The 22,743-nt window shown below is 62.3% G+C and carries 21 protein-coding genes; 8 read left to right on the top strand and 13 right to left on the bottom strand.

Going from position 1 to position 22,743, the window contains the following annotated elements:
- Positions 1-479: permease (locus Q0M35_RS08450; protein ID WP_295314119.1), on the bottom strand; the 479-nt coding region annotated here is incomplete at its 3' end.
- Position 480: 1 nt separating this feature from the next.
- Positions 481-816, bottom strand: coding sequence for a metalloregulator ArsR/SmtB family transcription factor (locus tag Q0M35_RS08445; protein WP_295314117.1), 336 nt, complete (start codon positions 814-816; stop codon positions 481-483).
- Positions 817-930: 114 nt separating this feature from the next.
- Here Q0M35_RS08445 and Q0M35_RS08440 point away from each other — a divergent pair, with 114 nt between their 5' ends.
- The 4 genes from Q0M35_RS08440 (at position 931) to Q0M35_RS08425 (ending at position 3,499) form a co-directional block, all read left to right on the top strand.
- Positions 931-1,518, top strand: coding sequence for a uracil-DNA glycosylase family protein (locus tag Q0M35_RS08440; protein WP_295314115.1), 588 nt, complete (start codon positions 931-933; stop codon positions 1,516-1,518).
- Positions 1,511-2,305: an SseB family protein gene (locus Q0M35_RS08435; protein WP_295314112.1), complete on the top strand. Its 795-nt coding sequence runs from the start codon at positions 1,511-1,513 to the stop codon at positions 2,303-2,305. Before Q0M35_RS08440 ends, Q0M35_RS08435 begins: the two co-directional genes overlap by 8 nt.
- A 169-nt stretch (positions 2,306-2,474) precedes the next feature.
- Complete coding sequence (locus Q0M35_RS08430; protein WP_295314110.1) at positions 2,475-2,999, top strand: YHS domain-containing (seleno)protein; 525 nt, start codon at positions 2,475-2,477, stop codon at positions 2,997-2,999.
- Between the two features lie 2 nt (positions 3,000-3,001).
- Positions 3,002-3,499, top strand: coding sequence for a rhodanese-like domain-containing protein (locus tag Q0M35_RS08425; RefSeq protein ID WP_295314107.1), 498 nt, complete (start codon positions 3,002-3,004; stop codon positions 3,497-3,499).
- Between the two features lie 131 nt (positions 3,500-3,630).
- Here Q0M35_RS08425 and mdoH read toward each other — a convergent pair whose 3' ends face one another.
- The 8 genes from mdoH to Q0M35_RS08385 all read right to left on the bottom strand — a co-directional run bounded on the left by mdoH (position 3,631) and on the right by Q0M35_RS08385 (position 14,338).
- On the bottom strand, positions 3,631-5,514 hold the full coding sequence (gene mdoH / locus Q0M35_RS08420; RefSeq protein ID WP_295314105.1) for a glucans biosynthesis glucosyltransferase MdoH: 1,884 nt from the start codon (positions 5,512-5,514) through the stop codon (positions 3,631-3,633).
- Positions 5,511-7,034, bottom strand: coding sequence for a glucan biosynthesis protein G (locus tag Q0M35_RS08415; protein WP_295314103.1), 1,524 nt, complete (start codon positions 7,032-7,034; stop codon positions 5,511-5,513). Before Q0M35_RS08415 ends, mdoH begins: the two co-directional genes overlap by 4 nt.
- Positions 7,034-8,251 (bottom strand): OpgC domain-containing protein, encoded by a 1,218-nt coding sequence (locus Q0M35_RS08410; RefSeq protein ID WP_295314101.1) that lies wholly within the window; start codon positions 8,249-8,251, stop codon positions 7,034-7,036. The genes Q0M35_RS08415 and Q0M35_RS08410 overlap by 1 nt, the downstream gene beginning before the upstream one ends.
- Before the next feature lie 48 nt (positions 8,252-8,299).
- Positions 8,300-9,649, bottom strand: coding sequence for a tetratricopeptide repeat protein (locus Q0M35_RS08405; protein WP_295314099.1), 1,350 nt, complete (start codon positions 9,647-9,649; stop codon positions 8,300-8,302).
- Positions 9,650-9,833: 184 nt separating this feature from the next.
- The gene (locus tag Q0M35_RS08400; RefSeq protein WP_295314097.1) at positions 9,834-11,042 is read right to left on the bottom strand and encodes a CoA transferase; all 1,209 of its coding nucleotides are present in this window, start codon (positions 11,040-11,042) and stop codon (positions 9,834-9,836) included.
- Complete coding sequence (locus Q0M35_RS08395) at positions 11,026-12,648, bottom strand: thiamine pyrophosphate-binding protein (RefSeq protein ID WP_295314095.1); 1,623 nt, start codon at positions 12,646-12,648, stop codon at positions 11,026-11,028. Before Q0M35_RS08395 ends, Q0M35_RS08400 begins: the two co-directional genes overlap by 17 nt.
- 117 nt (positions 12,649-12,765) lie before the next feature.
- Positions 12,766-13,329, bottom strand: a complete 564-nt coding sequence (locus Q0M35_RS08390) for a GcrA family cell cycle regulator (RefSeq protein WP_295314093.1) — start codon at positions 13,327-13,329, stop codon at positions 12,766-12,768.
- An 88-nt stretch (positions 13,330-13,417) separates the two neighbouring features.
- Complete coding sequence (locus Q0M35_RS08385; RefSeq protein ID WP_295314091.1) at positions 13,418-14,338, bottom strand: DMT family transporter; 921 nt, start codon at positions 14,336-14,338, stop codon at positions 13,418-13,420.
- A 296-nt stretch (positions 14,339-14,634) separates the two neighbouring features.
- On the opposite strand from Q0M35_RS08385, the gene Q0M35_RS08380 reads away from it, so the two are divergent.
- On the top strand, positions 14,635-15,810 hold the full coding sequence (locus tag Q0M35_RS08380; protein ID WP_295314089.1) for an aspartate aminotransferase family protein: 1,176 nt from the start codon (positions 14,635-14,637) through the stop codon (positions 15,808-15,810).
- Between the two features lie 67 nt (positions 15,811-15,877).
- Positions 15,878-16,804: an ornithine carbamoyltransferase gene (gene argF / locus Q0M35_RS08375; RefSeq protein ID WP_295314087.1), complete on the top strand. Its 927-nt coding sequence runs from the start codon at positions 15,878-15,880 to the stop codon at positions 16,802-16,804.
- 9 nt (positions 16,805-16,813) lie between these two features.
- On the opposite strand, the gene hrpB is transcribed toward argF, so the two are convergent.
- Entirely contained in the window at positions 16,814-19,255 is a 2,442-nt protein-coding gene (gene hrpB / locus Q0M35_RS08370; protein ID WP_295314085.1) for an ATP-dependent helicase HrpB, read from the bottom strand.
- 97 nt (positions 19,256-19,352) lie between these two features.
- On the opposite strand from hrpB, the gene meaB reads away from it, so the two are divergent.
- Together meaB and rpmB are read left to right on the top strand one after the other, a co-directional pair.
- Positions 19,353-20,339 carry a methylmalonyl Co-A mutase-associated GTPase MeaB gene (gene meaB / locus Q0M35_RS08365; protein ID WP_295314121.1) on the top strand — a complete coding sequence of 329 codons (987 nt, stop codon included), beginning with the start codon at positions 19,353-19,355 and terminating at the stop codon, positions 20,337-20,339.
- Between the two features lie 142 nt (positions 20,340-20,481).
- A complete protein-coding gene (gene rpmB, locus Q0M35_RS08360) occupies positions 20,482-20,781 on the top strand; it encodes a 50S ribosomal protein L28 (protein ID WP_295314083.1) in 300 nt (99 codons plus the stop codon).
- Positions 20,782-20,864: 83 nt separating this feature from the next.
- Here the strand turns inward: rpmB and Q0M35_RS08355 are convergent, their stop codons facing one another.
- Together Q0M35_RS08355 and Q0M35_RS08350 are read right to left on the bottom strand one after the other, a co-directional pair.
- Entirely contained in the window at positions 20,865-21,557 is a 693-nt protein-coding gene (locus tag Q0M35_RS08355) for an NAD-dependent deacylase (RefSeq protein WP_295314081.1), read from the bottom strand.
- A gap of 36 nt (positions 21,558-21,593) precedes the next feature.
- Positions 21,594-22,565, bottom strand: a complete 972-nt coding sequence (locus Q0M35_RS08350) for a LysR family transcriptional regulator (RefSeq protein WP_295314079.1) — start codon at positions 22,563-22,565, stop codon at positions 21,594-21,596.
- Positions 22,566-22,743: the final 178 nt, after the last annotated feature.

The raw sequence follows: 22,743 nt of genomic DNA, 5'->3' as shown, positions 1-22,743 counted from the left end.
ACCCCGAGGCCCACTGCGGCAAATGTCTTGGCGATCGCGAATTCCCACCCCAGCGTGCCGGACGTAATCGCAAACATAGCAGGATCCATCAGCGGAGAGGCCAGCCAGAAGGCCATCACGGCCCCGAGCGGTGCGCCGACAGCAAGCAGGGCCGCTATGAAAGGAATGACCTCGCAGCTGCAAAAGGGTGAAAGCCCGCCCAGCAAGGCTGCCATGACGATCATGCGTGACTGGCGCCCTTCAAACGCCCGCGCGAGCAGTGTCTCCGCACCCGATGCCTTGAGATAAGCTACGGCCAGGACGGCAAAAAGAATAAAGGGTGCGGTATGCGCGATGGCGTTCAAAGTGAACTGCGCGGTCGGCAGGACCTGTCCGGGATCAAAAACCGCGAGCAGGACAAAGACGAGCGCCGTGGCGCCCCAGGCACCGGGCGATCTCAGAAAGGCGGGGCGCGGTGCGGGTTGGGTGGTATCGGCCATGTCAGGTATCCTCAGAGGTGCGTGCGCTGTCAGCGCAGCATTCGGTCAGCAAAAACCCGGAAAGGGCCCGCACGTCATCATAGGCAACGGCAGCACAGATAATGCTGCGCCCCTGCCGGGCCTGCGATACAAGACCGGCGGAGGCAAGGATTTTTACGTGATGGGTAAGGGTTGAGCCGGTGATGCCGGTCCGCGCGCCAAGCTCGCCGATGCTGAGCCCGTCGGGGCCCGCGCGCACAAGACACCGCAGCACGGCAAGCCGCTGTTCAGAGCCGAGAGCCGCAAACTGTGCGGCGGCGATGGTAAGGCCCGGGGCCTGGGGTAAATCTTGTTTCATATTTTTAGAGGTATCGAAATGAAAGACGTAATGCAAGTTATTTCGATATCTGTCGAAATGAAGGCTCCTGCTGCGGCTATTGCGAAACCGGCTGCACACCCTAGGTCAGCCAGAGTGACAGATATCGCTGATCAGATACGCGCCTGCACTCTGTGCCGGGACCGCTTTGCGCAAACTGCGACGGCCCATGCGCCGAACCCGGTGGTCTGGTTCCGGCCCGGAGCAAGGATCCTGATTGCAAGCCAGGCCCCCGGACTGAAGGTACACCGTGCCAACACGCCTTTCTGGGATGCGTCCGGCAAGCGGCTGCGATCCTGGCTGGGCATGGACGACGATACCTTCTATGACCGCGACCGCGTGGCGATCGTGCCAATGGCGTTCTGTTTTCCGGGCTATGACGACAAGGGATCAGATCTGCCACCGCCGCCTGTTTGCTCGAAGACCTGGCGGCGTGCCGCGCTTGACACTCTGCCGGATGTGGCGCTGACCGTGGTGATCGGTGCCTATGCCATGCGCTGGCATCTGGGCAGGGTGACGTCAGTGACGGCGGCTGTGGCACAGCGGACCGGGCGGAACCGGCAGATTTTTGCATTGCCCCACCCAAGCTGGCGCAATACAGGCTGGCTTAAGAAAAACCCATGGTTTGAACAGGACGTCGTGCCGGATCTTCAGCGCACGGTGCGTGAGGTGCTGCATGACTGATCTGACCCCCCTTGATGCGGCCCATGCCGCGATGGAGGCAGACCCCTCGGATGATGCTGCCCGGTTGCGATTTTATGAACGCCTTGCGGAGACAGAGCTTTTTCTGATGCTTGAAACCGAAGCGGGCGACGACAGCGACCAGATCACGCCGGAACTTTTTGAACTCGATAACGCGCGGTTCGTGCTGGTCTTTGACCGGCAGGAGCGGCTCGCCGGGTTTGCCGGTGGCATGGCACCTTTCGTAAGCCTCTCCGGGCGGGCAATCGCGGGGATGCTGCAGGGGCAGGGCATCGGGCTTGCAGTCAATCCGGATGTGGCGCCGTCCTCCATCCTGCTGCCAGAGGAGGCGGTGGCCTGGCTTAACGGCATCCTGGCCAATCAGCCCGACGAAACAGAGGCCCGCATTGTCGAAGTGCGCGCCCCGGGCGGGCTGCCTGAAACACTGATTTCGGCACTCGACGCAAAACTCGCCACCGCCATGGGGCTGGCACTGCACGCCTGCCTTGTCGGGGTGCGGTACAGCGATGACACCGCCGGACATTTGCTGGGGTTCGTAGGTGCGGTGCCAGGGGCTGAGACGGCTCTGGCGCGCGCCGCCGGTGAGGCACTGAACTTCTCCGGGATTGATGCGGGCGCGATGGATGTGGCGTTTTTCAGGGCGGATGAGCCAATGGCAGAAAGGCTCGAACGCGCAGGCCTGCGGTTTGACCTGCCCCAGGCGCAGGAGGCCACGGTCCTGCGTCCCGCCCCGGGCAGCGATCCTGCGCGACCGCCAAAGCTGACCTGACAGCCGTGGGTGGCCGCCGATCACGGAACGATCACGCAAATCGCGCAGATGTCACAAGCCCGCGAGACTGACTGAAACAGGGTGCACAGCCCGTCACGCGGCCTCTACATCAAAGTCAGAGCGCGGCCGGGGTGGCCGCACCGACTGACTGAACCGGAGCCTGACTGACATGCGTTTTCCCCTGACCCTTTTCGCCACCGCCGCAGCCGCCGCTACATTCGCCACCGCGTCCTTCGCCGGTGACCAGTACATCGATCCGACCGGCTTCGCCGTATCCGGCTATGACGTAGTTGCCTATTTTGATCTGGAGCAGTCGCCGGTCGGCGCCGAACAGCCTGTCGCCGTTCCGGGTAACAAAGATATCACAGCCGATTACAACGGCGCCACTTTTGCCTTTTCAACGGAAGCAAACCGCGACAGATTTGTTGCGAACCCGGCAGCCTATGCCCCGCAGTACGACGGTCACTGCGCCTATGGCGTGGCCAAGGGCGGTAAGGTGCCTGGCAACCCGAACCTGTGGCGGATCGTTGATGACAAGCTGTACCTCAATATCACCAAAAACGTCGTCGGCTTCTGGGAAGAGGACATTGACGGGAATCTTGATCTCTCCGAAAGCAACTGGGTCAGCATCGAGCCCGCTGCAGCTTCCGACCGGGAGATCCCGCAGTTCTCAAGCACGGCACCGGTCAACTGATCATGAGCTTGTCTGATCCTGAAAAGGACGGGCAGCAAAAGGCCCCGTCGCGGAAAACGCGGCGGGGTTTTATGGTTCTGAGCCTTGGCGCGCTTGCAGGAGGTGGTGTGCTTGCTGCCACCTGGTTCAACGTGTTCGCCGAAAATGACGGGGCTGCTCTGAGCCCGGATGAGGCGCACGACCTCGCGGCCCGTGGCGACATCCTGCTGGTTGATATCCGGCGCCCGGATGAATGGGCGCGGACAGGTACAGGCCAGGGGGCGCTGCCGATCGACATGCGCCGCGACGATTTCATTGACGAACTGCTGGTGCGCACGGGCGGCCGGAGGGACGTCCCGGTGGCTCTGATCTGTGCGCGGGGCGTGCGTTCTCGCCGTTTGTCTTCGCGCCTTGAGAGTGCCGGTTTCACAAATATCGTCGACGTGCCCGAGGGTATGCTCGGTTCCGGTGCCGGTCCCGGATGGCTCGACCGCGGCTTACCGGTAACGGTTAAGCAATAGGCTGACGCGGCACTGCGGTTTGCGAGACAGGTCATAAAGGAGCGGCCTTCGGGCGGATTCTGTCACAAAACAAAAAAATCTTACCGCCGGAAATAACGGCACCTTATCGCAGGGCCCGTGCGTTACGCACGTTACTCGGCCGGCATCCCCGGCCCCGAGAGCAGATCACTGACGCGCAGTCGCTGGTTGCGGGCGCGGGTCAGGATGGCGGGCTCGCGCAGCGAATGCGGGCTGTCCATGCGCAGAGCATGGGGCAGGCGCGCGGAGACCGGAACCGAGCTCAGCGCCGACAGCGGCACAGCAAGGCACAGGCTCGCAGCAATCGGAATGAGCCAGAGCGACACAAGCCCGGTCACAAGTCCGACGGCAAGCATCAGTCCGAGGATCGTCTCCACCCAGTGAAACCGGATCAGCGTCGACAGCGGATAAGCTGCGGCCCGGCGCGACTGGGGTGCCCATGCATTGCTGCGGCCCAGGGCTGCGCGCATCACCGCGCGGGTCTGCTGGATCATCAGAACCGGCGCATAGGCCACCGACAGCACCACTTCGACGGCGAAAGCCCCCAGAAAGGCGCGGCGACCGCCGTAAAGCCGCGTGGCTTTGGGGTGCAGCGCAATGATCGCCGCCCCGGTTAGTTTAGGTGTCAGCAGCATGGCGTACATGATCACGAGGAACACAGCAGAATCGATATGGCTCATTGCAGGCGGCCAGTCGGGAAAGAGCGGATTGGTTTCGTTGAAATACCGTATCACATTGGTTTCGCTGTCCTTGCCCAGCAGCGACCAGACGATCAGCAGGACAAACCAGGCCGGCGACAGCAGATAGCTCACAGCCCCGTGCAGCAGGTGAAACCGCGAGACCGGATGCAGGCCAGCCGTTCCCAGCAGCCGCAGATGTTGCAGATTCCCACGACACCAGCGCTGATCGCGCAGAACGTAATCGATGAGTGTGCCGGGGGTTTCTTCGTAACTGCCGGAGACGCGGGGCAGGAAGCGCACCTGCCAGCCCGCCCGGCGCAAAAGCCCGGCTTCGACAAAATCATGGCTCAGAATGAGTTCGGCACGGCCATCCCGGCCGGCCAGATGCGGCAGTCCCGCAGAGGCCGCAAAGGCGCGGGTGCGGACAATGGCGTTATGGCCCCAGTAATTGCCCTCGCTGCGTGCCCAGGTTGCCAGACCTTCGGCCAGCAGCCAGCCGTATGCGATGTTGGAGAACTGCTGCAGACGGGCAAAGAGCGTATTTGCCCCGATCAGCATCGGAAAGGTCTGAATGAGCCCGGCGGTCGGGTCGCGGCTCATTTCGCCGGCAAGTCTGTCGATGGCACGCCCGGTCATCAGGCTGTCGGCGTCAAGCACAACCATCGCCTGCCAGGCAGCACCCCATCCGGTGATCCAGTCCACGAGGTTACCGACCTTCTTGTCGGTGTTGGTGCGCCTGCGCCGGTACCAGACTGTAAAATCCTGCGGCGCACCAGCCCTCAGCATCGCAAACGCGCGGGCTTCCTCCTCTGCAATCGCTTCATCCGTCGTGTCCGACAGAATAAACAAAGCATAGCGATGCGGCCCGCGCCGGGCTGCCAGATCATCTAGCATCGCCGCGGCATTGCCGAAAACATCCGCCGGATTTTCATTGTGAACCGGCACAAGCAGCGCCACATCCAGCGGCGCTGTTTCATCTGCGCCCGGCTCTTCCGAGCGCGCATGTGCCAGTAGCCCCGCGATAGCGACAGCCACCGTGCTGACCGACAGGGTAACCCAGACAAAAGTCATGCCGATCATAAACAGCAGCACCCATTCAAGGCCCGTCATACCGGTTTCGGCCAGCCAGCTGTGCAGACCGGCCACCAGCAGGGCGGTTCCGGCGAGTGCGGGCAGAAACAGTGCCATCCGCCAGCCAGTGTAACGGGCTCCCGGTGCAGGACCACGCCCGGCTGCCGGAGCAGGGGCCGAGAGGTCCTGCGGGCGCATCTCGAGCGGTGCGGGTGCCGGCATGACTGTGAGGCGGGCGTCGCTCATGCGCGTGTCCAGCGATAAAGCCAAACTTCGCTCAGCGGTGCTCCGTCAAGGCGCAGCTGGGCGCGGAATTCGATAAGATCGGCATCTCCGGGCCGGAAGGTAAAGGCAAGACGCGGCCCGTTGGTATCCGGATTGCGCTGCACCAGCCCGGGCGTGACCTCGCCCGCCGAGCCGCGCACGACGATGTCAAGGCGGTCCAGATCTTCGGGTACCAGCGCGCTGTCTTCAAAATCTATGGCGACGATATTGCCACCCTCAGGGCGGCCACCGATAGCTGTACTCAATACTTTCAGCGGCATACCGGCGGCAGGGGCCGGATCCGCGCCCCAGTCAAGCGTGTAAGTCATGCTGTGCTCAGCACCTGCCTGCACCGGCTCGGACGGGCGCCAGTAGGCAACGATATTATCGTAAATCTCCAGATCCGCCGGGATTTCAACAAGTGTGACTGCTCCCGGGCCCCAGTCTTCGCCTGGCGTGACCCAGAGCGCCGGACGCTTGTGATAGAGCGCTTCAAGATCTGCAAAATCGCTGAAACGGCGCGGGCGCTGCATCAGGCCAAAGCCGCGCGGATCGGAGTCGGAAAAGGCGCTGATCTGTAACGAAAGAGGGTTGGCAAGTGGCCGCCAGATCACCTCACCGGCCCCGTTGTGAATGAGCAATCCGTCGCTGTCATGCACGGCGGGGCGGAAATCAGAAAAACGCTCGCGCATGGTTTCGTCGAAAAGAAACATCGAGGTGAGAGGAGCAATGCCCACATGCCGCATCTCTTCGCGTGCGAAAATCGTGGCGGAGACTTCCATCCGCAGGGTCTCGCCATGGGCGATGTCAAACCGCCAGGCCCCGGAGCACGACGGGCTGTCGAGCAGCGCGTGCAGCACCACAGCCCCGGACCCCGGTTTGGGGGTCTCAAGCCAGAAGGCCGTAAAGTCAGGAAATTCCTCGCCGGCCGGATCGCCTGTTTTAAGCGCCAGTCCGCGCGCGGAAAGACCGTAGATCTCGCCCGTGCCGATGCCGCGAAAATAACTCGCGCCCTGAAAAACAGCGTATTCCTGGAAAATGCCCGGCTCTTCAAGCTCTGCGCGCAACCGCAGCCCGGAATAGCCCAGCGTGTCGTCCATCCCGACATCGGGGAATTTGTCGGTGAAGTCGAAAACGCCCATATCGAATTTCAGTGGTCTGGCGACACCAGCCTCGACCACGTTAATCTCAACCGCCTGCGGAAAGTAGAGCCCAGGCGGAAAGACATCCACGCGCTGCGGCCGGTCGGTGTTCTCCCACAGTGCATTGCGGCTGTCGAACCAGATTTTGCGATACTGATCATAGGTCAGATTGCGCCAGCTTTCGGGGATTTCAGGGCGCGGTTCGTATGGGCGCGCCGCGAGCGCACGAGCGCGCGAAACCACCGTTTGTGCATCAAAGGGTGTGCCTTCCCCGGTTTGCAGGCCCGGCTCTTCTGCAAGTGCTGCAGAGGGTGCTGCGGCGAGGGCCCCAAGGGCTTTGAGCATATCACGCCGCAGCATTATGCCGCCGCCTTTTTTCTGCGCCATGGCTGGGATTTGAACCAGCCGACGCCATAGGCCACACCGATCAGAACAGCAAAGCCGACCGCATTGACAAAAAGCTGGCTCGCGATGGAACCGCGGCCCAGCGTGTCCAGCATCACCCCAAGCAGACGGGCCGTGAACATAGAAGTGATAAACACCGCCAGCGACTGCTGTCCTACCTTCATGATAACCGCCAGAATGCGTCGCCAGGCCTCGGCAGCGGCGCCGCCGGCCTGCGGTGGCAGAATGCGCCGCCCGGCCTCACCCACAGCGATCCAGCACAGATAGGCAAGCGCGAGAAAGTGCACATAGCGCAGCACGCCGAAATCGGTTTTGGCAATCAGGACACGGTATTCACTGCGCCAGGCCTGCACATCAGGCAACTGCCGGGTGATCCGGTAATACGCCAGCGGGATGATGATCAGCACGACCAGAGTGGCGAGGATAATCAGCACGCGGTTGCGCGGCGGGGCGGGCAGCCAGCCCGACATAAAGGCAAACCCGGTAAAAAACACCAGCTGCCAGCCGAAGGGATTGAAAAACCACTCCCTTGCCGACCAGGGCTCAGCGGGCAGTGCCAAGACATCAAGCTGGGCGCCGAACCAGACCAGCATTACGAACCCCAGCGCCAGGAGAGGCTGTAAGCGGTGCAGTGCAACCACCAGCGGCATCATCGCCAGCACCACGAGATACATCGGCAGGATGTCAAAGTAATTCGGCACATAGGTCAGCGTGAGCAGGCCGACGATATTTTCGTCTGGCCTTTTAAAGAAAGGATAGAGGTTCAGCTGCCCGACATAATCCCGCTCAAACCATCCGGTATTATTCAGCACGACCATTGTGCAGGCGATGGCGAGGAAAAGGCAGATATGTGCCCAGTAAACCTGCCAGCAGCGGAAGGCGACGCGCGCGGTGCCCATGGCAAGGCCCTGATCGCGGAAAACTGCACCAAAGGCGATCGCCGAGGCCATGCCCGAGCAGAAAACAAACACCTCTGTCGCGTCCGAAAAGCCAAAACGTGCCGGGATCCACAGCGTGAGCCAGTTGCCCGGCGTATGCGCGATGAGAATGATGAACATGACGATGCCGCGGAAGAAATCCAGACGCGGATCACGGATGCGCGCGGGCGATGACGCCTGCGCACGGGTAGCAGACGCGGAGGGCGTGATCTGTGAAGGGTCGGCAAGTGTCATGGCCGGTCTTTATGCTTTGTGTTGTCGAATGTCATCATGGCCTCTGCACTACTGCGCAGGGATCCGCCGCGCCTCCGAAATGCTCACCATTCGTGTCGTTGTAAAGCGGTCGGAATTGCCGGCGCGGCGTGCGAGACGGTCCAGAAGAATGGTCTCGGTCTGGTCAAAGCGCCCGGCGCGCAGTCCGGCATCGATGGTCAGCCGTTCAAAGACGTCGCGTTGTGCGTGACTGCCGCCAATTGTCTGCATGGCAGGCCGCGCCGCACTCAGATCTGTAAAGGCCCGGTCATAGCGTCCTTCGGCAAAAGCATTGAGGCCGGACAGGGCCGCAACCCCCGGATCCGCATAGCGCTGCGGCATCTCGCCGGTACGTGCCGCATCGCGGGCAAACCGGGCGGTCATTCTGGTGATGGCAGCAGGCCGGTGCGCACCGGTCAGCGCCATCATGTAATGCAGATCGGCAAAGACCACGCAGCCGTCCTCGGTGCGGGCCTGCGACAGATCCGCAAGCTCTTCCCAGCGCGGGCCCACATCGACGCCCTCGAGCTCCAGCCGCACCAGCAGGGAGGTGGCATTTGAGATGTCGCGGTAGTCATCGGTCTTATCCGCCCGGATCTGCGCATCATAAAGCCCGAGCGCAACGTCCAGCTCGCCTCGGTCCATGTGCAGCAGAGCCTTGTGCCACCAGACGTGATAGCGGAAATTGTTGCAATGATCCCAGGCGCCGGTGTGGTTCTCAATGAGTGCGATGCCGCGGTCGGCACGTGCTGTCATATCGTAAACGTGGGTCACCGCATGCAGGCCCCAGCTGTCCTTTGGTGCGAGGGTCAGACCTCTGAGCCCGGTGGCTTCTGCGGCGTCATATTCGCCGGCTTCTTCCAGCGCAAAGGCATGGCACCCCAGCGCGTATCCGGCACAGGCGTGGCTGTCGTCATGCGCACCGAGCAGACGTTCGATCGATCTGCGCATGCCGGCAGCATCCCCGAGAATAAAGCGGATGGCATGGCTCACCTTGGCTGAAAGCGTATCGGCGGGATTGGCGGCGAGGACCTCTTCCATCAGAGCGACAGCACCGGAGGGATGGCCTGCAAGCCAGGCCTCAAGCGCCTCAACCCAGGCCGCTTCGCGCCTGCTGATGTTTGTGTTGTCCGCATGATGACGCGCCGTTGCTGCGGCCTCTCGTGCAACGGGCACCATTTCAGCGCGCCCCAGCATCAGAGAAAAAAGACCCCGCGCGGCGTGCCCCATGGCAAATTCAGGGTTGTCGGTCAGCAGGGCGCCCAGATGCACAGGAGTGGCCGTTCCATGTGCCAGAAAGGCATCGATCATATCGTCCCATCCGGACAGCGCGGCCTGTGTCTTCAATGAGACCGGACTTTGGCAGATATCGTACAGCATTGGGATCGCACCTTTTTAACTGGTTGTTCCTCTTCTCTAACCCAATATCGGTGCGCGCACAGGCCGACCGGAGCAGGTTACACGCCAACGTGACTGCCTGTGTGGAGTTTGCCTTAATATTTCAGCAAAAGGTCGCGCAGCAGTGGCAAAATCCGGCCGCTGCAGGCTGTGTGACGCCTGAATGTTACGCTTTTGGCGGGCGCAGACCGAAGCGCGCGCCAACCGCAGCGGTATCCTGCCCGAAACGCGGCGGTGCGGTGCGGTACTGAACCGGGGTGCGCGACAGCTTCAGCGGGTTGGCCAGCAGCCTGACATACCCGTCGGCGGTATCGTCCGCGGGAACATGCACCACAGAACCGCGCGCCTGTGCCTGATCAGAGCTCAGCGCCTCGCGAACGGTGTGTATCGGTCCGGCTGGCACTTTCACCGCACGCAGACGCTCCAGCACCGCATCACGCGACAAACGAGCCAGGGCGCGTGCAAGCTGAGGGATGAGCGCACCGCGGTTTTCAATCCGCGCCACATTGGTCCGGAACCGCGCATCGCCGGCCAGATCAGCCAGTCCGAGCGCATCACAGAACCGCGCAAACTGCGCGTCATTTCCGACAGCGATCAGCACAAGCCCGTCCGCGCAGGCAAAGGCATCATAAGGCACGATATTCGGGTGTGCATTGCCGTGCCGCACAGGGTCTTTGCCCGAGGTCAGAAAGTTGGTGCCTTCGTTGATCAGCCAGGCCATCTGAGCATCTACCAGCGACAGATCGATATGCTGCCCCTCTCCGGTACGGTCGCGATGTCGCAGGGCGGCGAGAATGCCGACGGTGGCATACATCCCGCACATCACATCTGCGATGCCTACCCCCACCTTGGTTGGCGGGCCATCGGGGTCACCTGTCAGAGACATGATGCCGCCATAGCCCTGCGCCATGAGGTCATACCCGGGCTGGTCGCGGTTGGGTCCGGTCTGACCGAACCCGGAAACGGAGCAGTAGACAAGACCCGGATGTGCGGCACAGAGGGTTTTATGGTCGAGCCCGTATTTCTCCAGACCGCCGGGTTTGTAGTTTTCGATCACCACATCGGCGCGGGCCGCCAGCGCGCGCACAAATTCCCGTCCCTCTGCGGTCGAAAGGTCCGCCGCGACGGACTGTTTGTTGCGGTTTGCGGCCATGAAATAGGCCGACAGATCCGTGGGCCGGCCTGCAGCGTCGCGCGCATAATTCGGGCCCCAGCCACGGGTATCGTCCCCCCCGGTTTTCGGGTTCTCGATCTTGATAACCATGGCGCCAAAATCACCCAGAAGCTGCGTCGCAGTCGGGCCGGCCAGAATGCGGCTGAGATCCAGAACGACGAGCCCGTCGAGCGCTGCCGGCGTGTCAGATGCGTCCGTCATAGCTGCCCCGATCGATCACTGCAGCGATCACTGTGAAGGTATCGGCGACCAGCGCCGCCTCAAGTGCTGCACTCAGTTCTTTTCGGTTGGTCGCAGTGTGGCCCGCGCCGCCAAAGGCCCGCCCGATGGTCGCAAAGTCATGCTTCGCGAAATCCACTCCGTTATTTTTCATCTGCCGCGAGCGTTGCTTGAGCTCAATCAGCGACAGCGACGCATCGACGAACACGACGAAAATGGTGGTCAGACCAAGCTCGGCGGCGGTCGTGAGCTCGCCTGCGATCATCAGAAAACCAGCGTCACCTGAGAACGAGACCACGGGGCGCTCGGGCGCGGCAAGATGCGCGCCCATCGCCAGCGGAATGGCGCAGCCCATGGTGCAGAGTGCCGTGGATTGCGTGAGACCACGCGGCGCATAGCATTCCCACATCTGGCTCAGCAGGATGCGGTGGGCACCGCTGTCCACGGTGGCCAGCGTCTCGCGGGGCAGAGTGCGGCGGCAGGTATCGATCACCGCCGCCGGCCCCCAGTCATCATCAGGCGGAAAGGCTTTGCCAAGTGCCTCCCTGGTGGCCGCAATCTGACCGCCGGTCCAGGTCTCTTGTGGCGCAATGCCCTCTGCCAGTGCTGAGAGCGTGGCTTTCGTCTCAGCGATAAAGTTCAGGCCTGACTGGTGCATGTAGTGGTGATTGGGCTCAGCCGTCACATCGATCACATTCTGTTGCCGCGGGTCCCATGCGTCGCGCCATCCCGTGCGCATCTCGATCGGGTCATAGCCCAGACACAGGATCAGATCGGCCTGCTGCACCAGTGGCATCAGATGCCTGTCTGCCAGTGGCGACAGCCCCGCGCCGCCAAGAGCGAGCGGATGATCTTCCGCGATGAGTCCCTTGGCTTTGTATGTCGTAATGACCGGCACACCGAAGCGCTCTGCAAAAGCGGTGATCTCCGCGCCGGCGTTATCGTTCATTGCATCAAGGCCCACAATCGCTACGGGTCGTTGTGCTGCGGCCAGCCAGCCCCGCGCAGTTTCGAAATCTGCTCCTGCCGGGGCGACAGGCGAGGCGGTAGCGCGGTCGGGGCCTGCTTTTTCCGGCACGCGCGCATCCGCCACCGTAATCGGCACGTCAATGTGCACAGGACCGGGGCGACCCTCGGTAGCGATGCCAACCGCTTTGTCCGCGATCACATGCGCCGCGCCCGGCACCAGCGAAAAGCTCGCCTTGGTGATCGGGCGGAACACCGCCTGCTGGTCGAGCACCTGATGGGTGTAGGTCTGCGCCTCATCGGCATCGACAGCACCGGCGAGAACAATCATCGGTACGCGGTCCTGGTGGGCATTCGCCACCGCATTAACGCCGTTCAGCGCCCCGGGTCCGACCGTGGCTACCAGAATACCGGGCGCACCGGTGCGGTGCCAGACACCTTCGGCCATGAAGGCCGCCGCATTTTCGTGTTTGCAGAGCACAAAGCGGATACCGGCCACCTCAAGCGCATCAATGAGGGTCAGCACCTCGCCGCCCGGCATCCCGAAAGCGTGGCGGCAGCCTGCCCGGTAAAGGCGCTGCGCGAGCGCGTCGGCCGCGCGGATGGTGGAAGGCTGGGGCATCAGGACACCTGTCATCGGTTGCTGTGGCCTGCTGATACCGCATCGGCAGGCGCGCGCAATTCACCATTGCGTGGCAAAAATTACAATCATGAAGGTGGCACGTGCGGGAGCGCCGCCTCAGCGGCGACGGTCGCGGCGCGAAGACATCGGCTGAAACGCCACGCCCACATGCGCCTCGCAATACGGTTTGCCCTGCTGCACCGGCAACCCGCAAAACCAGAAGTTCTCTGTTGCAGGATCTCCGACAGGCCATTTGCAGGTCCGCTCAGTCAGTTCCATCAGGGAGAGCTTTTTGGCCTTTTTCTCGATCTCGGAGACCTTGGCGAGCGCTTCAGGGCTGATTTCGTTGGCCGAGGGCTGCGGCGGCAGCGGCTGACCTGCCGGAATAATCTGCTTGCGTGCGGGGATCGGCTTGGGCGCGGCGGGCTCCGCTTCTGTCCGGGCTGCGGGTTCTGCCGGTTTTGCCGCAGGCTTTGGCCGGCTTTCGGTTTTGGGGGCCACCTTCGCCTTCGCCTCGGGTTTGGAGGCTGCGGTCGCGCGGTTGGAAAGCCCCAGGCGGTGCACTTTGCCGATCACGGCGTTGCGGGTGACCCCGCCGAGCTCTTTTGCGATCTGGCTGGCCGACTGACCTTCGCCCCACATCTTTTTGAGCATTTCAACGCGTTCGTCGGTCCAGGACATCGTCACTTCCTCAAGTCAAAAGCGGCCCTTCGTCAGTCGGACCGCTTTGCTGCATCACGGGGTCTTATTCTAATCACTCACCAGGGAGTTACAAGCGCTGAACGACAGGCGGCGCTGATTGAACGGCTGCCGTGCGGGCACGCGCTTCGCGCACGGCCAGGATAATGCCACCCGTCAGTATGATGCCGGCACCCAGCAGTGTGACCCTGTCGGGGATCTGGTGGTAAAAGGCAATGTCATAAAGCGTCGCGAATATCAGTGTGCCATAGCTGAAAGGGGCCACGAAGCTCGCGTCCGCCCGTGCCATCGCATTCACAAAACAGGCCTGTGCCGCTGCCATGCAGAGCCCCAGACCGCCAAGCAGCAGCCATTGCAGGCCGGTGGGCGACTGCCACACGAAGACAACAGCCGCGCAGGCGAGGATCAGCCCCAGAAAGTTATTGGTCAGCAGCACCTGAAAGGCAGGCTCCCGCCCCGATAGCTTTTTGATGAATATAAGCTCCAGACCCATGACGGCCGCCGCGGCCAGCGCGAGGAGGCTGGCTGCCTGAAAGTTTTCCGGCGTGGGACGCAGCAGAATAAGTGCCCCGGCAAACGCCATAGCAGCAGCCGACCAGCGGATGCGCCCGACCTTTTCACCCAGCAGCGGAATAGCCAGCATCATGCCGAAGACCGGGTTGAGAAAAGTGATGGCCGTGGCATCGGCGAGCGGGATCCATGCCACCGACGCAAACATCAGTGTCACCCCCGCCCATCCGCATGTCGTGCGCGCGATGTGCAGCCGCCAACCGGGACGGGTGAGCGTCGGGCGGAGCACACCCGCCGCCACCGCCAGCACCGCGAAGGCAAAGACAAAGCGCCCGTGGGTGATCTGTAAAGGATGCAGCGCAGGACCCGCCGCATCGCTGCCAAGGACCTTGGCAAAGAGCATCGTCGCCGCGATGAACGCCGTGGCGATGAGCATCAGCAAAACGGCGATGCGCTGATTTTCGGGGCGGGGTGTGAACATGATGCGGCCTATGCGCCCGGCGGCCCCTGCAGCGCAAGCGAAGAATTCCCTTCCCAAGTTTTCACTTCCCAAACCGGAGCGCGCCGGCTAATCAGCGGGTATGGAACACCGGACGCATATTCTGTCGCTGCGACGACGCTGAATGCAGGCCTCTGCTGAGGCCATCCGTCGCTGCCTTTGCCGCAGTGAAGTTCCTGACTGACACCCGAAACTGACACCCGAAAATTGTTGACCCTGCTCTGAGGCTCATGCACCTTCCGTGTTCCGGCCTGAGCGTACCTGATAAGGAAGATCCGATGATCCCGACCCTGCTGCCCACCTATGCCCGCGCGCCGATGACATTTGTCAAAGGTGAAGGTTCCTGGCTGACAGAGGCTGACGGACGACGTTTCCTCGATCTCGGCGCCGGCATTGCGGTGAACGCGCTGGGACACGCAAACCCCGCACTGGTGCAGGCGCTTACCGACCAGGCCGGCGCACTCTGGCATACCTCCAATCTTTATCAGATCCCGCAACAGCAGGCGCTGGCAGACAAACTCACTGAACACACCTTTGCGGACACGGTGTTTTTCACCAACTCCGGCACCGAGGCCTGCGAACTGGCAGTGAAAATGGCGCGTAAATACTGGTATGATAAAGGTCACCCCGAAAAGACCGGCATCATCACCTTTTCAGGCTCGTTTCACGGGCGCTCCTCTGCGGGGATTGCCGCTGCGGGGTCTGAGAAAATGACCAAAGGTTTTGGCCCGCTGCTGCCCGGTTTCGTGCACCTGGAATTCGGTGACCATGACGCCCTGAATTTGGCTGTTGATGACACCACAGCCGCTATCCTGATCGAGCCGGTCCAGGGCGAGGGCGGCATCCGACCGGTGCCGGACCAGTGCCTGAAAGGCCTGCGCGATCTTTGTGACGAGAAGGGGATATTGCTGATCTTTGATGAGGTGCAGTGCGGAGTGGCCCGCACCGGCCGGCTCTTCGCCCATGAATGGTCCGGGATCACACCTGATATCATGATGGTCGCCAAAGGGATCGGCGGTGGCTTCCCCCTCGGCGCGGTTCTCGCGACCGAAGAGGCCGCCAGTGGCATGACGCTGGGCACCCATGGCTCTACCTATGGCGGCAATCCGCTGGGCTGCGCTGTGGGATGTGCTGTGATGGACCATGTCACCGACCCTGATTTCCTCGCTGAGGTAAACCGCAAAGCGGCCCTCATGCGCCAGAAACTTGAGGGTCTGATCGCCGCACATCCGGATGTTTTTGACAGTGTGCGGGGCAGCGGGCTGATGCTCGGTATCAAATGCCGCGCCTCCAATGCGGACGTGGTGAAGGCAGGCTATGACCAGCTTATCCTGACCGTGCCGGCAGCGGATAACGTAATCCGTCTGCTGCCGCCCCTGACAATCACCGATGCGGAGATCGACGGCGCCATAAGCCGGCTCGATGCCGCCGCATCCGCCGTTGGCGCAGCCTGAAGTCTTCCGGACGAAAACATGCCCTGGCAATGGCCCACCCCGGCCTGCAATGAAAAAGAAAACCGACATGAACCACTTTCTTGACATCCATCTGACCGGTCAGGACCACCTGCGGCAGATCATCGACACCGCAGCGCAGATGAAATCCGCCCGCCAGGGCCGTCCGCGCGGCGCTCTCGATGACAACCAGCCACTCAAAGATCACATGGTCGCGCTGATCTTTGAAAAACCATCCACCCGGACGCGCGTGTCCTTTGACGTCGGCGTGCGGCAGATGGGCGGACAAACGATGGTGCTGTCAGGCTCCGATATGCAGCTCGGCCATGGTGAGACCATTGCTGATACAGCCCGCGTGCTCAGCCGCTATGTTGATCTGATTATGATCAGGACTTTTGACGAGGCGGTTCTGACCGAAATGGCCGAGTTTGCCACGGTACCCGTCATCAACGGTCTCACCGACCGCACTCATCCCTGCCAGATCATGGCCGATGTCATGACGTTTGAAGAACACCGCGGTCCGATCCGCGGTAAAAAAGTCGTCTGGTCCGGCGACGGCAACAACGTCTGCGCTTCCTTCCTGCATGCGGCCGGTCAGTTCGGGTTTGATCTGACCTTCACTGGCCCTCCGACGCTTGACCCCGAGCAGGAATTCATCGACCTGGCACGCTCAAAAGGCTCCAGAATTGAGATCGAACGCGATCCGGCACGCGCGGTCGAAGGGGCAGATCTGGTGGTGACAGACACCTGGGTGTCGATGCACGATGCGCAATCCGCGCGTGAACGGCGGCACAACCAGCTGCGCCCCTACCGGGTGGATGCAGCCCTTATGGCGCAGGCGAAACCGGATGCGCTGTTTATGCATTGCCTGCCTGCGCACCGCGATGATGAGGCCACATCCGAAGTGATGGACGGCCCTAATTCGGTGATCTTCGATGAGGCGGAAAACCGGCTCCATGCGCAAAAGGCGATCATGCGCTGGTGCCTCGGGCGATAGACGACGGGGTCAGGTGCCGCGCGGTTTTGCTCTGAGCGTGGGGTCGGCCGCTGTCGGGTCCTCGGGCCAGGGGTGCCTGGGATACCGCCCGCGCATATCCTTGCGCACATCCGCATAGGAAGACGCCCAGAACCCGGGCAGGTCTTCGGTGACCTGCACCGGCCTGCGCGCGGGTGACAGCAGCGTCATGCGCACCGGCGTACCCGCGACCTGCGGGTGTTTCGTGACCCCGAAAACTTCCTGCAGACGAAGTTCGATCTGCGGCTGCGCGCCGTCATAGCTGATCGGGATTTTGCGCCCAAGCGGTGTTACAAAATGCGACGGCACAGCCCTGTCCAGCGCCTGGCTTTGCTCCCGGCTCAGCCGTGTCTGCAGGGCGGGCAGGGGATCAAAGCGTTTCCAGCCGGCTGCGGTTGTCACCCCGTAAAGGTGGGGCAGCAACCATTCTTCCAGCGTCTCAGTCAGGTTCTCATGAGAGAAATCAGGAAACCCCGGGTCCGACCGGTGCATCAGCTGCGCGCGAGCAATAAACCTTTCCGCAGCACCGGCTGGCGTGAACCCGAGCTGGCGCACCCCGTCGAGCATCGCAGCGGCCAACGCCTCAGCCGGCGCTTCAGGCCATGCACGGTCATCGATGACCAGCGCGCCGAACCGCTCCTGCTGGCGGGCCAGCACTTTGCCATCGCGCCGCGACCACTGACAAACGTTTTTCCAGCCGATCTGGTCCGCGAACAGGTGCCGGAGTTCCGCCATGCTGAGCTCTGCGGCCTGCCGGATCCTGGCTTCACGCGGGTCGCCGTCAAGATCGGTTGCGACCAGCAGGTGCACGCCCGCCATCGGATCGCCCGCGGGCAGGAACGCCCCCTTGCCGCCCGACAGAATGTACCGTGGCGCATCGCCCGGACGGCGCATCCCGATGCGATCAGGACAGGCCAGAGCGGCCATTTCCCCGACGCTACGGCGTTCCCGGGCCGGGCCTTTCTGAACGAGGCGCCCGGCTTCTTCACGGATTCCGGCCAGCGTGGCCCGGTCAGGTCCGGCGCCGAATTCGCGCTCGTACGCCCGGGGGTTTTTCACCGCCAGAAGCCGGCGGGAGATATCAGCAGGCGCGCCCCGAAGAATGTCGCGCCCGGCCAGCAAAGCCGCCAGGAGCGGCGCGTCCGGCCCGCCGAGCGAAACCATATGTGCCAGACGCGGATGCAACGGCAATCCGGCAAGCTGCCGTCCGTGACCGGTGATCAGCCCGCGCGCATCGAGCGCACCCAGCATCTCCAGAACGCTGCGTGCCTCAAGCAACCGGCCCTCATGCGGCGGCGTCACAAAAGCCATCTCTTCGGCCCTTGCGCCCCAGAGCGCCAGCTCAAGCGCAAAGCCGGTCAGATCGCCCGCTTCGATCTCCGCAGGCGGGAAAGCCGCAAGCGCGCCATCTTCGCCGCGGGTCCAGAGCCGGTAGCAGACGCCCGGCGCCATCCGGCCTGCGCGCCCGGCACGCTGTGTCGCCTCGGCACGGGTGACGCGGGTGGTTATCAGGCGCGACATGCCGGAGGTGGGGTCAAATTCCGACCGGCGCGACAGCCCCGCGTCCACAACGATCCGGATGCCCTCTATGGTCAGAGAGGTCTCGGCGATGGCGGTGGCGAGAACCACCTTGCGCCCGGTCTTTGCAGGGCGGATGGCCGCGCGCTGATCTGCAAATTTCATCGCCCCGTACAGCGGATGCAGCGTGACCCCGGCCGGCAGCTGCGCTCTCAGCAGCGCTTCGGTGCGGCGGATTTCACCCTCGCCGGGCAGAAAGACCAGAGCACTGCCGGGCGAAGCTTCCAGCGCAGACAGCACCAGATCTGCTGTGGCGTCTTCGAGTCGCTGATTTTTCCCGCGTGGTCGCTCAAGAAACCGCTGTTCCACATCAAAGCTGCGGCCTTCAGAGGTGAGAATTTTCGCACCCAAAAGGCCCGCGACAGGCTCCGCATCAAGGGTCGCTGACATGACCACAAGTTTCAGATCGTCGCGGAAGGCAGTGGCAGTCTCCTGACACAGCGCCAGTCCGAGGTCGGCGTTGAGTGATCTTTCGTGGAATTCGTCAAAGATCACGACCCCGACGCCGGGCAGGTCCGGTTGATCCTGGATCATCCGGGTCAGAATACCCTCGGTAATAACTTCAATCCGGGTGGACGGGGACACGGCTGAGGCGCCACGCATGCGATACCCGACCGTCTCGCCGACCTTTTCGCCAAGGGTCTGAGCCATGCGCTCTGCCGCGGCGCGCGCGGCCAGCCTGCGCGGCTCAAGCATCAAAATGCGGCCCGACGAAATACCGGCTGCCAGAATTGCCAGCGGCACCCGCGTCGTTTTACCCGCCCCGGGGGGCGCCTGCAGCACGACCCGACCGTCGCGCGCGAGCACACGGGTCACGTCAGGCAGGATCACATCAATGGGCAGGTCAACGGACATGGCCCTGCTTAACGCGAAAAACCCGGAGGGGCGAGGCTCTGGACATTTCGCGGGGACTGCCGGAAAACGTCCGGACACTTGCCGGGGCTCTGACCAGATGGATATCGCCGAACTTGCACGACGCACGGCAGCCGGAGAGCGGCGCGCGCTGGCGCGTGCCATTACGCTTGTCGAGAGTGCACGTGCCGATCACCGCGCGCAGGCGGTCGAGCTTCTGGAGATGCTGCCCAAAGACCGCGAGGCCTTGCGGATCGGGCTGTCGGGCACGCCTGGCGTGGGGAAATCAACTTTTATCGAGAGCTTCGGGATGATGCTCACAGGCCGGGGGCTGAAGGTCGCGGTGCTGGCAGTTGATCCGTCATCGACCCGCTCCGGGGGCTCAATTCTGGGGGACAAGACCCGCATGGACCGCCTTGCGCGTGAGCCTGCGGCATTTATCAGGCCCTCTCCCAGCCAGACACATCTCGGCGGTGTGGCCCGCCGGTCCCGCGAGGCGGTGGCCCTGTGCGAAGCGGCCGGGTTTGATGTGGTGCTGATAGAAACGGTGGGTGTGGGCCAGTCCGAGACCGTTGTGGCGGAAATGTCGGACGTCTTTTTGCTGTTACTGGCGCCGGCGGGTGGCGATGAGCTGCAGGGCGTCAAACGCGGCATTATGGAAATCGCGGATATGATCGTTGTGAACAAGGCAGACGGTGATCTGAAATCCGCCGCACAGCGCACCTGTGCCGATTATGCGGGCGCACTCCGGCTCCTGCGCAAACGTCCGCAGGATCCTGACGGTTTTCCCCGTGCTGTGATGGTTTCAGCCCTCGAAGAGCACGGTCTGGACAAGGTGTGGCAGGACCTAAACGAACTTACAGACTGGCGCCGTGACAACGGTTTCTGGAACAGAACGCGCAAAGATCAGGCGCGATACTGGTTCCATCAGGAAGTCAAAAACGCGGTTCTCGCACAGCTGGAAACACCTGAGGCCCGCGCCGCACTGGCCGAATTCGCCGAAAAGGTTGCGTCCGGTGACATGGCGCCCGGTGCAGCCGCCTCGGTGTTCCTGTCAGAACTGGACATGAGGCGGACAGCAAAGTGATGAAAACGCACAGCCTCCGGGTTGACGCTTTGCGCGATTCCCACTAAAGCCAGCAAACGAATTTCCGGGGCGTGGTCTCAGGGCCGCCCCCTTTTGTCGTTGACCGGACCGCCGGGACGACCAGTGAACAAAGGATGACACCATGTCGCGCGTATGCGAACTGACCGGAAAAGGCCCGATGACTGGCAACAATGTCAGCCACGCCAACAACAAAACACGCCGTCGCTTTCTGCCGAACCTGAACGATGTGACCCTGCAGTCCGAGGCACTGGGCCGTGCGTTCAAATTCCGCATCTCTGCGGCCGCTCTGCGCACAGTGGATCACCGTGGTGGTCTGGACAAGTTCCTTGAAAAAGCCAAAGACGGCGATCTGTCGGCCAGCGCGCTGAAGGTCAAAAAGGCGATTGCGAAATCGTCAGACACGGCAGAAGCACTCAGCTGATCCCGCGTTAATTCAGGTTTCAGAACCCCGTCCGGCAAGGGCGGGGTTTTTGCGTTTTTTGCGTGCTGCTCCGGTACGACCGCTCAGCGGGCGAGAATTTCGTCTACCCAGACAGGCAGCGTCTGCGTCGCGGGCCCGAGCCTTATATCCTCGAACTGGCTGCCCACGGCGGAGGGCTCGAGATTGAACTCCACCGTCTGCGCTCCGTTCCGGCGGGCCTCGGCCACGAATCCCGCCGCCGGATAGACGTTTCCGGAAGTTCCGACGGAGGCAAAGAGGTCGGCCTCCGCCAGGTGATCGAAAATTTCTTCCATGTCATAAGGCATTTCACCAAACCACACGATATCAGGCCGCGCCGCCGGCGCCGCGCATTTCGGACAGGCATCGCCCGGAGCCATCACGAGCGGCGCTTCCCAGCGGTGATCGCAGGCTGCACAAAGGGCAGATTTCAGAGCACCGTGCATGTGAATGACACGGTCCATGCCGGCCCTTTCGTGCAGATCGTCAACGTTCTGGGTGATCAGAACAACTTCTCCCTCAAACGCAGCTTCCAGTTTCACCAGCGCTCTGTGCCCGGCATTCGGGTCTGCGGATGCCGCCTGTTCCCGCCGCGCGTTGTAGAAATTCACGACCAGCTGCGGATCGCGTGCAAACCCTTCAGGGGTGGCAACGTCCTCAACACGGTGCTCTGCCCAAAGACCGTCTTCTGCGCGAAACGTGCCAAGACCGCTTTCAGCTGAGATCCCGGCGCCGGTAAGAATGACTATTTTCTGCATAATATCGTTCCTGAAATCTGACCCGGCCACGCGTCGTCAGTCGTCATGCCCGCCAAGGATGGTAAGCGCGCCCTCCAGAAATGGCAGCTCTGCCAGTGCCGGGTCGATCATCTGGTTTTTCAGCAGGCGCCGCATCGTGCGGGCAATATCATCGGGCACCGTTCCGGCCCAGTCATCGGTGGTGAAAAGCGATATCTGTCGCGAGAAAGGTTCAAACGGCAGAGGTGCGGGCTGTACCTCGCTGTGAAAGCGATGCGCGCGCATGTATCCCAGCGGCGTTGTGATAGTCCAGCCGATGCCGCGCGCAACCATGGCCATCAGGGCAAGGTGGCTGCCGATCTCGAAACGGTCGGGATAGGTGATCCCGGTGCGCGCCAGCTGCGCCTCGATCTGCGTACTGATCAGCTGTTGCTTTTCATAGCGCAGAAACGGCAGCTGGTCCGGTGCGGGCGGGTTATCTGCTGAAATGGTATGGCCACGCGGCGCCACGATCATGAACGGGTCGCGCGCGAGCGGATATTCGATAATGCCCTCGGGCATGTCGCCGGTTCTGGCGCTGATCGCAAGCTGCAGCTCTTTGTCCGCGATCAGCGCGGCAAGCTCATGGCTTGAGGCGGTGATCATACGAAACCGGCAGCCGGTAAGGCTGTCTGCCAGGATCGTCGCCAGCCGCGGCGTGATATTGTCATCAAAATCGTCGATTATACCAATGCTGAGCGAAGTGACATGCGCCAGATCCATCACCGTAAGTTCGCTCTGGGCCGCGCGTATTTCCGAGAGCGCGTTTTCCACCCGTGCCCGGAAGAGCTTGCCCGCAGGTGTAAGCTGCATCGGCCGTCTGCTGTGATCGACAAGTTCGACATCCAGCGCAGTCTCAAGATTGCGCAGCTGCTGGCTGACCGACGGCTGGCTCAGCCCCGTGCGCTCGGCGGCCCGGGCCACGGATCCGGAGGCGGCGAGCGCCTCAAAAACCTCAAGGCCGCGAATTGTAATTCCCTTGGTGCTCATCACTGTCCTCCGGCGCCTGCAACCTGTCCTGCAACTCCCCGACCTCAAGGTCAAGCACGCGCTGACCGCGTGCCGGTGAATCGCCTTGCAGGCGTTGGGTTTTTCTTCAACGATGCGGCCGACCCGGATACAGGAATCACATTATGAAAATCGCCGCCGCCGCCTACCCCCTCGATTT

Origin of the sequence: Roseobacter sp. (assembly GCF_024639605.1) — a bacterium.
In the GTDB taxonomy this organism is placed as follows: domain Bacteria; phylum Pseudomonadota; class Alphaproteobacteria; order Rhodobacterales; family Rhodobacteraceae; genus Roseobacter.
Note: the sequence above shows the minus strand (reverse complement) of the source record. Positions and strands in the feature narration are given on the sequence as shown.

Excerpts from the sequence above, each read along its gene's own strand:
- Q0M35_RS08445 (WP_295314117.1), bottom strand. The coding sequence starts at position 816 with ATGAAACAAGATTTACCCCAGGCCCCGGGCCTTACCATCGCCGCCGCA.
- Q0M35_RS08435 (WP_295314112.1), top strand. The coding sequence starts at position 1,511 with ATGACTGATCTGACCCCCCTTGATGCGGCCCATGCCGCGATGGAGGCA.
- Q0M35_RS08430 (WP_295314110.1), top strand. The coding sequence starts at position 2,475 with ATGCGTTTTCCCCTGACCCTTTTCGCCACCGCCGCAGCCGCCGCTACA.
- Q0M35_RS08425 (WP_295314107.1), top strand. The coding sequence starts at position 3,002 with ATGAGCTTGTCTGATCCTGAAAAGGACGGGCAGCAAAAGGCCCCGTCG.
- mdoH (WP_295314105.1), bottom strand. The coding sequence starts at position 5,514 with ATGAGCGACGCCCGCCTCACAGTCATGCCGGCACCCGCACCGCTCGAG.
- Q0M35_RS08415 (WP_295314103.1), bottom strand. The coding sequence starts at position 7,034 with ATGCTGCGGCGTGATATGCTCAAAGCCCTTGGGGCCCTCGCCGCAGCA.
- Q0M35_RS08410 (WP_295314101.1), bottom strand. The coding sequence starts at position 8,251 with ATGACACTTGCCGACCCTTCACAGATCACGCCCTCCGCGTCTGCTACC.
- Q0M35_RS08405 (WP_295314099.1), bottom strand. The coding sequence starts at position 9,649 with ATGCTGTACGATATCTGCCAAAGTCCGGTCTCATTGAAGACACAGGCC.
- Q0M35_RS08400 (WP_295314097.1), bottom strand. The coding sequence starts at position 11,042 with ATGACGGACGCATCTGACACGCCGGCAGCGCTCGACGGGCTCGTCGTT.
- Q0M35_RS08395 (WP_295314095.1), bottom strand. The coding sequence starts at position 12,648 with ATGCCCCAGCCTTCCACCATCCGCGCGGCCGACGCGCTCGCGCAGCGC.
- Q0M35_RS08390 (WP_295314093.1), bottom strand. The coding sequence starts at position 13,329 with ATGTCCTGGACCGACGAACGCGTTGAAATGCTCAAAAAGATGTGGGGC.
- Q0M35_RS08385 (WP_295314091.1), bottom strand. The coding sequence starts at position 14,338 with ATGTTCACACCCCGCCCCGAAAATCAGCGCATCGCCGTTTTGCTGATG.
- Q0M35_RS08380 (WP_295314089.1), top strand. The coding sequence starts at position 14,635 with ATGATCCCGACCCTGCTGCCCACCTATGCCCGCGCGCCGATGACATTT.
- argF (WP_295314087.1), top strand. The coding sequence starts at position 15,878 with ATGAACCACTTTCTTGACATCCATCTGACCGGTCAGGACCACCTGCGG.
- hrpB (WP_295314085.1), bottom strand. The coding sequence starts at position 19,255 with ATGTCCGTTGACCTGCCCATTGATGTGATCCTGCCTGACGTGACCCGT.
- meaB (WP_295314121.1), top strand. The coding sequence starts at position 19,353 with ATGGATATCGCCGAACTTGCACGACGCACGGCAGCCGGAGAGCGGCGC.
- rpmB (WP_295314083.1), top strand. The coding sequence starts at position 20,482 with ATGTCGCGCGTATGCGAACTGACCGGAAAAGGCCCGATGACTGGCAAC.
- Q0M35_RS08355 (WP_295314081.1), bottom strand. The coding sequence starts at position 21,557 with ATGCAGAAAATAGTCATTCTTACCGGCGCCGGGATCTCAGCTGAAAGC.
- Q0M35_RS08350 (WP_295314079.1), bottom strand. The coding sequence starts at position 22,565 with ATGAGCACCAAGGGAATTACAATTCGCGGCCTTGAGGTTTTTGAGGCG.